This is a genomic window from Phycisphaerae bacterium (genome assembly GCA_019636475.1).
In the GTDB taxonomy this organism is placed as follows: domain Bacteria; phylum Planctomycetota; class Phycisphaerae; order UBA1845; family UTPLA1; genus JADJRI01.
This window is the reverse complement of the sequence record JAHBXN010000001.1, coordinates 67980-81627: the sequence shown is the minus strand read 5'-3', so window position 1 is coordinate 81627 and position 13648 is coordinate 67980. Positions and strand designations below refer to the sequence as shown.

11 protein-coding genes are annotated in these 13648 nt (G+C 60.4%); all 11 read left to right on the top strand.

The annotated features are described in order from the left end of the window. Nucleotides 1–162 precede the first annotated feature (162 nt). The 11 genes from KF841_00420 to KF841_00370 all read left to right on the top strand — a co-directional run bounded on the left by KF841_00420 (nucleotide 163) and on the right by KF841_00370 (nucleotide 13172). Complete coding sequence (locus KF841_00420; protein ID MBX3393806.1) at nucleotides 163–1398, top strand: response regulator; 1236 nt, start codon at nucleotides 163–165, stop codon at nucleotides 1396–1398. A gap of 335 nt (nucleotides 1399–1733) precedes the next feature. Beyond that, complete coding sequence (locus KF841_00415) at nucleotides 1734–3176, top strand: CpaF family protein (GenBank protein MBX3393805.1); 1443 nt, start codon at nucleotides 1734–1736, stop codon at nucleotides 3174–3176. A gap of 144 nt (nucleotides 3177–3320) precedes the next feature. After that, nucleotides 3321–4340, top strand: a complete 1020-nt coding sequence (locus tag KF841_00410; protein ID MBX3393804.1) for a type II secretion system F family protein — start codon at nucleotides 3321–3323, stop codon at nucleotides 4338–4340. Nucleotides 4341–4401: 61 nt separating this feature from the next. Beyond that, nucleotides 4402–5349 carry a type II secretion system F family protein gene (locus tag KF841_00405; GenBank protein ID MBX3393803.1) on the top strand — a complete coding sequence of 316 codons (948 nt, stop codon included), beginning with the start codon at nucleotides 4402–4404 and terminating at the stop codon, nucleotides 5347–5349. Nucleotides 5350–5465: 116 nt separating this feature from the next. After that, the gene (locus tag KF841_00400) at nucleotides 5466–6707 is read left to right on the top strand and encodes an SGNH/GDSL hydrolase family protein (protein MBX3393802.1); all 1242 of its coding nucleotides are present in this window, start codon (nucleotides 5466–5468) and stop codon (nucleotides 6705–6707) included. Between the two features lie 32 nt (nucleotides 6708–6739). Continuing rightward, nucleotides 6740–8371 (top strand): type I 3-dehydroquinate dehydratase, encoded by a 1632-nt coding sequence (locus KF841_00395; GenBank protein ID MBX3393801.1) that lies wholly within the window; start codon nucleotides 6740–6742, stop codon nucleotides 8369–8371. Nucleotides 8372–8564: 193 nt separating this feature from the next. After that, complete coding sequence (locus tag KF841_00390) at nucleotides 8565–9419, top strand: metallophosphoesterase (GenBank protein MBX3393800.1); 855 nt, start codon at nucleotides 8565–8567, stop codon at nucleotides 9417–9419. Continuing rightward, nucleotides 9416–9949, top strand: coding sequence for a shikimate kinase (locus tag KF841_00385; protein ID MBX3393799.1), 534 nt, complete (start codon nucleotides 9416–9418; stop codon nucleotides 9947–9949). The genes KF841_00390 and KF841_00385 overlap by 4 nt, the downstream gene beginning before the upstream one ends. A 29-nt stretch (nucleotides 9950–9978) precedes the next feature. Continuing rightward, nucleotides 9979–11514 carry a prepilin peptidase gene (locus tag KF841_00380; GenBank protein ID MBX3393798.1) on the top strand — a complete coding sequence of 512 codons (1536 nt, stop codon included), beginning with the start codon at nucleotides 9979–9981 and terminating at the stop codon, nucleotides 11512–11514. A 220-nt stretch (nucleotides 11515–11734) separates the two neighbouring features. After that, a complete protein-coding gene (locus tag KF841_00375) occupies nucleotides 11735–12439 on the top strand; it encodes an OmpA family protein (protein MBX3393797.1) in 705 nt (234 codons plus the stop codon). 103 nt (nucleotides 12440–12542) lie between these two features. Then, a complete protein-coding gene (locus KF841_00370; protein ID MBX3393796.1) occupies nucleotides 12543–13172 on the top strand; it encodes a hypothetical protein in 630 nt (209 codons plus the stop codon). The last annotated feature ends 476 nt before the right edge of the window (nucleotides 13173–13648 follow it).

Below are 13648 nucleotides of genomic sequence, written 5' to 3'. Positions count from 1 at the left end.
GTCGATACTTCCGGCTCCGTTTTCCCGACGTTCGTATCTCCGGGAAAGGAAGTTCGGAGAAGGTTCCCGGACGTTCGGCAGGACGGGCGAACGTCTTGCGGCCCGGCCGACTGCGGCTGGGTTTCGTGATTCCGGGAATCGTGACACCGCTCTTGGACCACCATGGCGCAGACCGTACGAACGATCGTATTCACGTCGAACGAGTCCGAGGCACCGGAACTGCGCCGCTCGCTCACCTCCCTGCCCTATTTCAGAATTGTCGCCGAACTCGACGAACCCAGCCTGTTGCCGCAGGCCGTGATGCAGTTCCCTTGCGATCTGCTCCTCGCTGATCTGGATCCGAATCCCGCCGTCGTCCTCGAGTGCCTTCGACAATTGCGAGAGGCGCGCAGCGATCTGCCCATTTTCGCGATCAGCAGACAGTCCGACGGGGAAGTTGTGCTTCGGGCCATGAAATCGGGCGTGAAGGAGTATCTGCTAAAACCGCTCAACCTCGACGAACTTCAGGCCGCGGTCTCTCGAATCATCTCCGCCAATCCCGGAAAGAAGGAACCCGGCAAGTTGATATCCATGATGGGAAGCGCCGGCGGCGTCGGCTGCACGACCATCGCAACAAACCTCGGTGTGGAACTGGCGGACATCGTCGGTCCCGACGAACGCGTCGTGGTCGTCGATCTCGATTTCCGATTCGGTCACGTTGCCACGCTGTTGGACGTCCAGGGACAATACACCGTCGCCGATCTGTGTTCGACGCCCGAGGAGTTGGATCCGGAAATGGTCCTGCGGGCTTTGATCAAGCATGAGTCCGGTGTCTATGTCTTGCGGCGGCCGCACTCGTTCGCCCAGGCCGAGATGATCACCGCGGCTCACTGCGCAAATGTTTTCACCAGCCTCCAGTCTTTGTGCGCATATGTCGTCGTCGACGGTCCGACACGGCACGATCCGGGCGGCCGCGCGGTGCTGGACGCGGCCGACTTCAATTTCATGCTGCTGCAATTGCTCGTGACCAGCGTTCGCAATACGGATCGAATGGTTCAGGAGCTGAGCGCTCAAGGGTTCAATCCCGAGCGGATTTCGTTCCTGGTGAACCGGCTCGGACGAGAGTCGGCCCATTTGGACGTGGAACAGGTCGAGTCGATATTGAATCGCCCGATGTTCGCGGCGATCTCCGACGACTGGAAAGTCATCAGCTCGAGCATCAATATCGGACAGCCTCTCAAGTTGTATGCCGAGCGATCGAAGATTCGGCAGGAAATACACGAATTGGCCCAGCGGATTCACTCGCCCGAAAAATTCACCAATGGCGATCCAAAGAACAAGGGCGGGCTGCTCGGGCGGATCTTCGGCGGAAAACCCGGCAGCGGCGCCAAGGCCGGCGCCGCGGCGGCATCCGTGTAGCCGTTTTGTCGATCCGAAGCGCCGGCGATTTTACGGACGCGCGCGCCAAACTCCACGCCAAACCTCCTCGATGAAACAACCGATGTATGACCGGACTCGGTGCGTCGTGATCTGCCGCGCGTGAAATCACGGCCGGTAACGCCATGCCGAGCGCTCGTGATATGGATTCGGACAGCCGTCCGTTATCTCGCGGGCATTTCGATGGTCAGTGAATGTGTCCGGAGTGATCCAACTGCGGACGCGCGGAACGGGCTTGGATTGTATGTTTTGGATGACACCGGGGAAATTCAGCCTGCTTCCGTGTGAGAACGAGCCTTCGAGGAGGATTCGCGCGCATGTTCGGTAAGTCCAAGATTCCCACTTTGAAAGTTCCCAAGAGTCCGACCGCCGAATCCGGTGACGGCACCGCTTCTACTCCATCATCCGACGTCGCATTGAAGGCGACGGCCGTCGTGCCGCGCCCGGGCGGCAAGGCCGGCGCGGATAAGTCCGATGAGTTCTACGCACTCAAGACGCGCATTCACAAGAAGCTGGTTGACACGCTCGACCTGGCCGAGATCGGCCGGCGCAAGGGCGACGAGGTCAAGGAGGAAGTCCGGCAGGTCATTGTCAACCTCTGCGAAGAGGAAAACGTCCTGCTGAACTTCAGCGAGCGACAGCGGCTCGTCACCGAGATTCTCAACGAAACTTTCGGGCTCGGGCCGCTCGAGGCGCTGCTGGCCGATCCGCATGTCAGCGACATTCTCATCAACGGACCCAAGCAGGTCTATGTCGAACGCAAAGGTCGGCTCCAGCTGTCGCAGGTGACCTTCAAGGACAATTCGCACCTGCTGCACGTCATCGACAAGATTGTGTCGTCGATCGGACGTCGTTGCGACGAAGTCTCGCCGATGGTCGACGCCCGGCTTAAGGACGGTTCCCGCGTCAACGCGGTCATTCCACCCCTGGCGATCGACGGCCCTTCCATGTCAATTCGGCGGTTCGGTACCGATCCGATCACATGGGATGACTATCTCAAGTTCGGCTCAATCACCAAGGAGATGGTTGACTTTCTGCGCGCCTGCGTCATCTCCCACATGAACATTCTGATCGTCGGCGGCACGGGTTCAGGTAAGACGACCCTGCTGAACAATCTCTCGTCGTTTATTCCCGATACCGAGCGAATCGTGACCATCGAGGACGCCGCGGAACTTCAACTGCGTCAGCCGCACATCGTACGGCTTGAAACGAGACCTCCGAATATCGAGGGCAAAGGACAGGTCGCCATCCGCGATCTGCTCATCAACTCCCTGCGCATGCGCCCCGACAGAATCGTCGTGGGTGAGTGCCGAGGCCCGGAAACGCTCGACATGTTGCAGGCAATGAACACCGGCCACGATGGTTCGCTGACGACGATTCACGCCAACAGCGTTCGCGACGCCGTCCAGCGCGTCGAAACCATGGTGATGATGGCTGGTTACGATCTGCCGGTCAAAGCGATACGGCAGCAGTTCGCCAGCGCGATTCATCTGCTCGTCAATGCAAACCGCCTGACGGGCGGTCCCCGAAAGGTGATGTGCATTGCCGAAGTGCAGGGCATGGAAGGCGATGCGGTCACAATCCAGGAAATCTTTAAATTCGAGCAGCTCGGAATCGACAGCCTCGGCAAGGCGTATGGCCAGTTCATCGCGACCGGCCTGCGCCCGGGATTCCTCGATCGCCTCAAGTATTCCGGCGTCGATCTCGATCCGTCGATCTTCGAGCGACGCGTGCTTTATAAGGACTCGCCGACACTGTAATGCCGCAGCCTCTCGGGGGACGGTGTGTCGGCCGCTTGCGTGTGACTGTATTCGCCAACTGCATGGAACGCGGCCGGTCGGGTGAACCGGCTCGAGTGCAGTGGCGATTGCGGTGCGTAAGCGGCGAATGGGAGACAACGCTTCATGTTTGCGAACCTGATTCTCGCAGCGGATCCCGACATTTCCTCGCAGATCATGTTGTACGTTCTGCCGCTCGTCGGGTCGATCATGCTTACCTACGCGATTTTCAGCCTCGTGCGGGATTTGCGCAAACCGGACGTCAAACGCGTACAGGATCGTCTCCGAGAGAAGTCCGGCTTTGACGGAGATTCAAACGCGGAAAAAGCGGTCAAGGCATCGATTCTGCGACAGAAGAAGGAAGCCGAAAGCCTGATCGCCGGCGCGCTGTCCAAGCTCAGCGTCATTGGCGCGCTCCAGCGAATGCTCGACCAGGCAAACGTGCATTTCAGCGCGACCTCCGTGCTCATCAATCTGACCGGCCTGGGCGCGTGCGGCTACATCGCCTGCTATTTCCTGAAGCAGGAGCTTTGGATCTCGATCAGCGTCGCGCTCGGTCTGGTGCTCCTGCCGCTGCTCGTCGTGTTCATCATGCGGAAGATCCGCCTTAACCGGTTCCTGAATCAGTTGCCCGACGTGTTCGAACTCATGAGTCAGGCGCTCCGCGCAGGCCATTCGCTCCCGAACGCCGTGCTGGTCATCAGTCAGCAGCTCAGCGATCCGGTTCGCTCTGAATTCGCCCGAGTCTTTCATGAGCAGAACCTCGGTATCAAGATCGAGGACGCCCTGAAGGGCATGGCGAAGCGGATCGGAATGATGGACGTCAATTTCTTCGTGACCGCTGTGTGCATCCAGCGGCAGACAGGCGGCGACCTCGCCGAAGTGCTCGACAACATCAGCGGCGTCATTCGCGAACGCATCAAGCTCTTCGGAATGGTGAAGGCGCTCACCGCGGAAGGCCGGTTGTCCGGATGGGTGCTCCTCGCGCTGCCGATCGTCGTATTTGTGCTCGAACTGGTCGTGAACCCGAACTACGCCGACAAGCTGCTCTCGACGGAAATCGGCAATTACATGCTCATCACGGGCGCGGTCATGCAGTTGCTCGGCCTGGCGATGATCCAGAAGATCGTGAACATCAAGGTGTAATGCGGAACTGAATCGAAATCCGGCGGCAAACAGCGCCGCAGGGCAATCGCGGAGCGGAATCATGGAAATCTACATTCTCGGTGCGCTGACGGTCGTGGCGGTGACGATGATCGTCTATTCCCTCATGCCCAACAGGCAGGAGGAGAGCGAAGTGGTCCGTCGCCGCACCGCGGGCCTCAGCAAGGAAGACGACGTCAAAACCCTTCAGGCCCGGGCGCGCGACAAGGCGAAGAGCAGCGTCTTCGAAAAGGCGGCGCCTTTCCTCTCCAAGCCCGTCATGCCGATGAAAAGCGAGGAGCAGACGAACCTCCGCGCCAAACTGGCCCAGGCCGGATTCCGGCGAGAGGCCGCGGCCAGCCTGTTTCTCGCCAGCAAGACGGCGGGATTCGTCGCCTGCGGCGCGATCGGGGCGTTCCTCGGCATCGAAAGCGGCAAGGATACCATGGCCATTCTCGGGCAGTCGGTCTTCGCCGCGGGACTCGGATTCATGCTCCCGAATCTCTGGTTGAGCATCACGGTCGGCAAGCGGGCCGAGCAGATTCGCAACGGCTTGCCGGATGCCCTGGACCTCATGGTCGTCGGCGTCGAGGCCGGGCTCGGACTGGATGCTGCGCTGCTTCGCGTCAGTGACGAGATGCGGAATGTCTATATCGCGCTGGCGGAGGAGTTTCACATCGCGTGCGTCGAAACCCAGATGGGCGTGCAACGCGCGGAGGCCCTGGGCAAGATGGCCGAGAGAAGCGCGGTCGTGGAAATGAAGGCCCTCGTCGCGACGATCGCACAGGCCGAAAAGCTCGGAACCAGCATATCCAAGGCACTTCGAACACAGGCCGAGTCGTTGCGCACCAAACGCCGCCAGCGGGCGGAGGAACGGGCGCAGAAGACAGCCGTGAAATTGCTGCTGCCTTTGATTCTGTTCATCTTCCCGACGATTTTCATCGTTCTTGCCGGGCCGGCCGCCGTGCAATTGATGGATACATTCCAGTCCGGCGGAGCGCTGAGCAAATAAACTTCATGGTGTGATTCAAGGTGTGCCGCGGCGGGCGGCATCGATCGCATGGCTTGCGGCGACCGCGGGACCGGGTTCGGTTGCGCGGCCATCGGATTCATCCTATAATTGCGCCGATGGGTGGACTCCTTGCAGCCGTGGAGCGGGTGTTTCCGACATTCGCCGCAAGATTGCGAAAAACGCCGCGCGCGTCTTGGGACCGATTCGCCATCGCCGTGATTTATGTCGCCGTCGCGCTGGCCTTTACCGACGTGCTGACCACGCTGGCCATCGGGATTCTTGTCTGGCTGATCTATCAGATTCTTTATCGGCGCGATGCACGGATCATTGCACTGCTTATCAGCTCCGTTTTGTCCCTGCTGGCATTTGAATGGGTCGGTGCCCGGGTCATTCGCTGGCGGCTTTCGCAGACACATTCGCCGGATGTGGAGCATCGGATGCAGCCGCATGCGTATCCGTGGGTGAATTCCGACGGCATCCGATGCCGGTACGAGGCGACCGACTTTTCGGCCGACACCTTCAATGTCATCTGCATCGGCGACTCGTTCTGTTATGGCGAGTTGCTGGACGACAGCGACGAGACTTTTCCGAATCAACTGGAAAAACTGGCCGGTGAAAAATTTCCCGAACGTCGGCTTCGCACGGTCAATTTTGGCTGGACGTCCTCCTCGCCGATCATCACGTCGCGCGTCCTTCGCGAAGTCGGGCCGAAGTACAAGCCCGATCTCGTGATCTATTGCCTCGACATGACCGATTTTCACGACGATCTGCGACGGCGAATGGGTCTGGAAAATGTCGGAACCCCCCCGGCGGAATTCATGATCCAACAACTCGGCGCGGCGCACTGGGTGGAGGAGCTTCGACGGCGGTTTCGCCTGCGCGAGTGGATCGATTCCGCGCTGAGTCGGCAGGAACTGGTGCCGAAGGATCGCTTTTTCATTACGAGCCGTCCGTTGTCGCAGAACCGTGATTTGATGGAGGAAACGGCCCGGAACCTGATGGAAACAGAGCGCATCTGCCGGGAGGAGTTGGGCTGCCGGTTTATCCTGTTCATGTTTCCTCGCACCTATCAGTATTCCAGCCGCGAATCGTCCAGGAACTGGGAGAGCATCCGATACGAGGTCCTCGGGCCCTATGTGATGGAGCCGTTCGTCTGGCTGGGCGAACTGAAGGAACGGGTGGCGTTCCCGGTCTATTCGCTCTACGACGACTTCAAGAACGCGACGGAGTTTCCGTTGTCATTCGACGACGATCCCCATTGGACGCCGGCGGGGCATCGCCTTGTGGCCAGGGCGCTGTTGCGAATCCTCGAGGGTGAAGGGTATTTCAAGGCTGAATCGCGGCCGGCTGATGACTGACGTCCCGCGCGAGGCGGCGAGATCGGAGTGAAATGAGTCTGATCATCGTATCATTGTCAGGCGAATCAGCCGACGCAGTCCGCGCGGACATGACGGCTGCGATCGAGGCCGGCGCTGACATGATTGAACTTCGGCTTGATCTGATGCCCGACCTGACGGACGAGGACATCCGCGGATTGCGCGCCGCATTCACCGATGGACCGCCAATCATCCTGACCTATCGCAGTCCGGCGGAAGGCGGCGGCGATTCCGCGACTGATGCCGCACGCATGGCACGACTCGACGAACTGGGGCCGACGTTCGACTACATCGACGTGGAGATTGCGACGTGGGAGCGATCCGAGGAGAGCCGCCGCATCGCAACCGCCGCCATGCGTCGGGCGGATGTCGTTTCGCAGACCGGCGGTGTCGAAATGATCGAAGGCGGGAGTCGCCGCAAATTGATTCTCTCCAGGCATGACGACAAGGGCAGGCCGGCCTCGCTACAGGCCGATCTGGTGCGGATGTGCGAGGAGGAAGCCTGCGATGTGCCCAAGCTGGCATGGCGGGCGCGATCCGTCCGTGACAACTTTGAGGCGTTCGAACTGCTGCGACTCAGCCCGCGACCGGCGATCACGGTCTGCATGGGCGAGGACGGCCGCTTGTCGCGGATTCTGTGTCGAAAATTCGGGGCATTTGCGACGTTCGCGTCGCTGCGGCATGGCGATGAAACCGCGCCGGGCCAACTGACGATTCGCGAATTGCGGGACGGCTTTCGATGGAGCCGAATCGGTTCGGCGACGCATCTTTACGGGGTTCTCGGCGATCCGATCGGGCATTCCATCAGCCCCGATGTGCAGAATGCGGCGTTTGATCGGACGGGGCGGGACGCGGTGTACGTTCCGATTCGCGTGACCGCCGGCCCGGAATCGTTCAAGGCGTTCATGGTCGAGGTTCTCGCACGGCCCTGGCTGGATTTTCGGGGTTTCAGTGTGACGATTCCGCACAAGGAAAACGCGTGGCGATTCGTGAACGAACGCGGCCGGCTGATGGACGAGGCGTCGCGGGAATGCGGCGCGGTCAATACGCTGAAGCTCTGTCCCGATGGGGTGGTCGAAGGCTGGAACACCGACAGCGCCGCGGTGACGGGCGCCGTGTCGGATGCGCTCGGCACAGAGCAACTGCCGGCCGGACTGAGCGCCCTCGTGCTTGGCTCCGGCGGCATGGCAAGGGCGGCGGCCTACGCGCTTTCGAAAGCGGGAGCGCGGGTGACGATCGCCGGGCGCAACGAACCCAGCGCCCGAGCGATCGCCGATCGATTCGGCTGTTCGGTCTGCGCCTGGCCCGAGCGTGATCGAGTTTCCTGCGATCTGATACTGAACTGCACGCCGATCGGAATGCACCCGCTGACCGATCAGTCACCCGTGTCCCCGGCGGCTTTGCGGGGAGGGCGGATGGTCTTTGACAGTATCTACTTTCCACTGCAAACTAGGTTGCTGCGGGAGGCGGCCCAAGCAGGTTGTCGGGTCATCAGCGGTGCGGATCTCTTCGCGCATCAGGCGGTGGCCCAATTCACAATCTGGACCGGGGAAGACGTTGCCCGATCGGTTTTTCACGAAATGACCGCAAAGGCGATTATTGACAGGGAAATTCGCAGCAGGGCGGCCGCCGAAATCGACCGATGAGATCCGAAACGGGAGGCTGCGCGTAGGGCTCCTGAGATGGGGCGGAGTCCGTATGGGTGTTTGCCGCGATCGGCTGACGTTGGGTGCCATGGCGACAACGATTGACCGAGAGGACGGTTGCGGACAAGATGCCACCAATTGACCATCAACCGCCCGGCCTGCCCCCCGGGCGTGCAGAGGCAACGCAAGACCGATGAGGTTGCTCCATACGTCTGACCTACACGGAAGTCTCACCCTGTACGCGCGCTTTCTGGCGGCTGCGGAGACCATCCGGCCGGATGTGATCGTGCTGGGAGGCGATCTCCTGCCCGATGACAGCGCGACCGACCCGGAATCGCTCGGCCACGGGCAGGCGGCATTCGTTCGGGGGCAGTTCCGCAAGTTTGTCAGCGACCTTCGTCAACGGGCCAATCCGAAGGAAGTCTTTGTTATTTTTGGAAATCACGATTGGGGCAGCAGTCCCATCGCGATGAAGGAACTTGAAGCGGACGGGCTTGTTCGGATTCTCACGTCCACTGAGTCGCATGCCGTGGATGGACTGCATTTCGTCGGCTATTCCTACACGCCGCCGACCCCCTGGTATGTCAAGGATTTTGAACGGCTGGATATGCCGGGCGACACGCCGCCATTTATCGGCGGAGCGCGATGGAATCACCAATTCAACCGGCCGGTGCAGCATGGCGCGCGGATGATCTTTGATGGTCAGCCGACCATTCAGGACGACATGGCCACGCTCCATGTCCCGTCGGAGCCATGGGTTTTTGTCGCGCATGCTCCGCCTTTTAACTCGAAGCTGGATCAATCGTTTCGGAATCAGTCGTTTGGCTCGCGTTCGATTCGGGCCGCGATTGAGCGGCATGTTCCATTGCTTTCGTTGCATGGCCATATTCACGAGTCCCCGCGGGTGACCGGTGAATTCTGCGAGATGATCGGCAAGTCGCTCTGCGTGAATGCCGGTCAGATGACCAAGGCGGTGTGCTACGCCGTCCTTGAGATCGACGTGTCCGGGGGGCGAGTCACAAAACGCGAACACGGACAACACGCGTGAATATCATACTCGTCGGGAGTCGTGGCAGCGGAAAGTCAACGGTCGGCCCATCGGTGGCCCGGCGCCTCAAGATGGAGTTTGTCGATCTCGATGCACGCATCGTTGAGGATGCGGGCAAGAGCATCCGCGAAATTTTCGCGACCGAAGGCGAGTCTGGTTTTCGCCGGCGCGAGCGCGAGGCATTCCTAAAGATCAAGAAGCTCAAGGACCATGTGATCGCGCTGGGTGGCGGAGCCTTGACCGATCCTGAGACGTTGAGTCTCGTGCGGCGGGTCGGCAAGGTTGTCTGGCTGCGGGCGCCGGCGGCGGTCCTCTGGTCGCGGGTCAGCAAGGATCCTCACACGATCTACAACCGGCCGAACCTCACGTCGTCGGGTGGCCTGGCGGAACTGGAGGCAATCCTGCTCCAGCGTGAGCCGATCTATGAGTCCGCCGCAAGTCACGTCATCGATACGGAGACCTTGTCCGTGTCCGAAGTCGTCGAAGCCATCGAGCTTTGGTACGAAGCCAACGACGCTCATGCCTACTGAGCACGTCGCAGGGAGGCGATCGCGTGGCGATCTCCACGATTTGGGTTATCGCTGCGGCGGTCTTCGGCGCGATTGTCGGCAGCTTCCTGAATGTTGTCATTTTTCGCTTACCGCGCGGCTTGTCAGTCTCTGAGCCGCGATGGTCTTTCTGCCCGCACTGCCAATCCCGCATCAGGTTCCGTGACAATATTCCGATTCTTGGTTGGCTGTGGTTGCGCGGTCGTTGCCGCGATTGCTCCGCGCCGATCGGAATCGTCTATCCGATCGTCGAGGCCGTCGCCGCGTTCCTTTTCGTCGCGGTCGTGGATGCGATGTTCATTGGCAAAGTCTGGCCTTTGATTGGCGATCCGGAATCGGATTGGCCGGCCGCGTTCGGATTCATCTCCCTCTTCGCGGTTTTGTTGGCAATCGCGGCGATGGATATCGAATCCTACGCCGTGGATGTCAGGGTACTTGTTTTCGGCATGTTCGTCGGCGTCTGTCTGACGGCGGTCTGGTTCGTGACGGCGGATCCGCTCGGGAATCATGTCGCGGAAAACGCCGTCCACTCAGCGTCGCGGCCCGGTTCGCCTCTCGTGCTTCGATCCGGGCTCGGCGTCCAGCCTGCGACGCCCCCGACCGGCGTCCTCTCGGCGCCATTCGCACTGATCGCGTCTGCAATGGGCGTTTCGTGGTGGCTGTGGGAGACACTGGCGACGCAGGCGAGTCTTGGTGCGCGAGCGGCCGCTGACGTCAATCCCGACTCGACATCGGCCGGTGAAGAGGCCGAGGACGTTTCCGATGCGCCGACCGACCTGAATGCCGAGAACACTCCATTTAATCCTATGCCGGTGTTTCTGATGGTTTTGGTCGTGCTGGGGTATGCGATCTGGCTGATCGTATGGCCGCACATCGGCCTGACCGGTCTCGTTCCGGCACCGACGGAGCGTGGACTCCTCGGCTTGGGCCTGCTCATGGCGATCCTGCTTTTCGCGTCGGTCATTCATCGAGAATCGGATCGACAGATCATCGAGGAAATCGAGGCGGAGCGTTTGACTGCGCGCCGCGTCGCCATGGGAGAGGCCAGGTCGCTGTTGCCGGCAGTCATCGCCGGGCTCGGCGTGTTTCTTTACTTGAGACAAACGGGGCGGCTCGGTTCGGACTGGTCCGACTTTCTTGGCGACAGCCTCGCGTTCAGTGCGACAGGCCGGGCTGCGGCCGGCGCGCTGACGGCATTGGGTTCGCTCGTGTGGGCGGCGGCGTTCGGGTGGTTTGTCCGCATCGCAGGGACATTGGGTTTCGGCAAGGAGGCATACGGCTCCGGTGACATATTCATCATGGCTGCGATGGGCGCGGTGATGGGGGTGTGGGGGTTGGTATTCGGGTTCTTCCTCGCCGCGCTGTTGGCGATCATCGGCGTTCTGGCGATGTCATTCTGGAAGTCGAGCCGGGCGGTTCCATTCGGCCCCTGGCTGGCGATGGGGGCTTTTGCGACGCTCTGGCTTCATGCTGATCTGCTGCGATTCTTCGAGCCCATCGGCACGATGCTGTTGTCAATTCTCGCCGGTGTGCCGGCGGCGATTTGAGAGTCGGCTGATGAGCCGCGTCAGAATGGCTCATGGGTGATCGTTCGACGCGAAACAAATCACAAGGTTGTGCTCAGAAGCGGCGCAATAATCGCCTGAACCGTTGACCTGAGGCGCAATTTCTGCTATTTCTCTGCAAGAAGTTTGACAACCAAATAACGGCCTGTACACGGCGCATGCGACCGATTCGGCGCATGTTTCAACGATGGAGGATTCAGCCATGGCACGGATGACACACAGGGTCGTCACCCCGATCACCACGCTCGCGCTCGCTCTCACGTTACTCGGAACCGGCTGCGGTCCGGATGCGAAGGACCAGAAAATCGCCGATCTGACCGCGGAGAATCAGCAGTTGAAAGGCGAACTCGGCGAACGCGAGCGTCAGCTCAATGACGCCCTTGTTCGCGAGAACGAAGCGCGCATGTCAATCGACGAACTCAGTCGGGAAATCGCGAAGATGCGCGCGGGCGGCGACAAGGTTGCCAAGAATGCCGACGGCTGGGTGACGATGCCCTCGTTCGACATGATTTCAGTTCCCGGCAATGTGCTGTTCGCATCGGGTCGTGCCGAACTCACGGCACAGGGCAAGTCGACGCTCGCGAAGATCGCGTCGGACATTCGCTCGCGATACAACGACCGCGATATCTACGTCTTCGGCCATACGGACAACGAACCGATTCGCAAGAGCAAGTGGAAGGACAACTGGGAGCTTGGTGCGGCCCGCTCGCTGACCGTGGTGCGATCGATGCGTGATCTTGGCATTCCGAATGAAAATCTCGTGCAGGCGAACTGCAGCGAGTATCGACCGAAGGTCGGCAACACCACTTCCGGCAAGGCCCAGAATCGCCGGGTGGAATTCTATGCCGTAAAGCGGTCAAGCGGCATCATCGACAATTCTGAAGCGCGCGGTTACGACGCGGACTGACGCGCCCCCAGCGGATCAGATTATGCGGCAAGCCCGGGACGTCAAACCGGGCTTGCCGCGTTTACGGCAGGCTGTCGCCCCTGTGTGAATGAGGTGCAGAGTCATGCTCGCTTTGTTCGAACTGGATGGATTCGAGTCGGCCGGTATCCATGCATCGCTGAAGACGCTGGACGCCGATGTTATCTCCGCGGCATCAGCGGACGCGCTGCTTCGATCGGATCGAATCGTCCTGCCGCATGTCCGGTCCGAACGCCGGGCGTTGGCATCGATTCGGGATGGCGGCCTCATCGGACCATTGCTGACGGCCATCGACGCGGGCTGTCCGGTGCTGGCAGTGTCATCCGCGATGCACCTCCTGTTTGACGTGATTCACGGCGATTCGCAGCACGCGGGCCTGGGCGTCGTTCACGGTCGGGCCGCACCCTTCGAGTTCGGAAACCACCCGGCCGCTCGCCACTTCTCTTCGACGCACCAAGGCTGGAATCAGGTCTTCTGGGAGGAGTCCTCTCCACTGATGGAGAGGCTGACTTCCGGTGATTATTTTTACTTTGATCACTCGCTCTTCGGCGAACCGCTCGATCGGCGAATGGTCTCGGCAACGGCGAACCACGGGCTGGAATTCTGTGCGGTCGTCCGACGGGGCGAGGTATTCGGAACTCAGTTTCTACCGGAGCGGAGTGAGGCGGCCGGGCGAACGCTCCTGGAGAACTTCGTTCGGTACGTTCCCCGCTGAAACTCCGCTCAATGTTGTCGAGCCGTTGCGGCCGGCTGCTCAGTTTCACGTCAGGAATCCAGCCGGCGAGAGAACTGTAGGCCCGGAAATAAGCCAGCCCGCCGATAACCGTACACGGCACATTGCTGGCGCCTGAACGAAGTCTCGGGTATTGAGCGATCTGTCTGCTTGCCCCCCAATCCGATAACGGGTGCATTAAATGCGAGGCGGCCGTCGGGACCTTCCATTGCTCGGCTGGTCCGGATTCGCATTTTCCATTCCCGTGAACCGAATTCGTTAACGCAGACACGCTTGATCTCCGATTGGCGCAGTGCGCTCGTCATGGAATCGAAGAGTAAGCGTCATGGAATTCCGGTTTTTCCTTCGACGAACTCGGACGCAAAGAGGGGTAAAAAACCCCTGAGTCGATTCGACTGAACCGTTCACGACGGAGACGTTCGAGACTGATTTAGTGTTCGGAAATTCCTTAGGCGCAT

Excerpts from the sequence above, each read along its gene's own strand:
- KF841_00400 (MBX3393802.1), top strand. The coding sequence starts at position 5,466 with ATGGGTGGACTCCTTGCAGCCGTGGAGCGGGTGTTTCCGACATTCGCC.
- KF841_00390 (MBX3393800.1), top strand. The coding sequence starts at position 8,565 with ATGAGGTTGCTCCATACGTCTGACCTACACGGAAGTCTCACCCTGTAC.
- KF841_00420 (MBX3393806.1), top strand. The coding sequence starts at position 163 with ATGGCGCAGACCGTACGAACGATCGTATTCACGTCGAACGAGTCCGAG.
- KF841_00405 (MBX3393803.1), top strand. The coding sequence starts at position 4,402 with ATGGAAATCTACATTCTCGGTGCGCTGACGGTCGTGGCGGTGACGATG.
- KF841_00415 (MBX3393805.1), top strand. The coding sequence starts at position 1,734 with ATGTTCGGTAAGTCCAAGATTCCCACTTTGAAAGTTCCCAAGAGTCCG.
- KF841_00375 (MBX3393797.1), top strand. The coding sequence starts at position 11,735 with ATGGCACGGATGACACACAGGGTCGTCACCCCGATCACCACGCTCGCG.
- KF841_00370 (MBX3393796.1), top strand. The coding sequence starts at position 12,543 with ATGCTCGCTTTGTTCGAACTGGATGGATTCGAGTCGGCCGGTATCCAT.
- KF841_00410 (MBX3393804.1), top strand. The coding sequence starts at position 3,321 with ATGTTTGCGAACCTGATTCTCGCAGCGGATCCCGACATTTCCTCGCAG.
- KF841_00395 (MBX3393801.1), top strand. The coding sequence starts at position 6,740 with ATGAGTCTGATCATCGTATCATTGTCAGGCGAATCAGCCGACGCAGTC.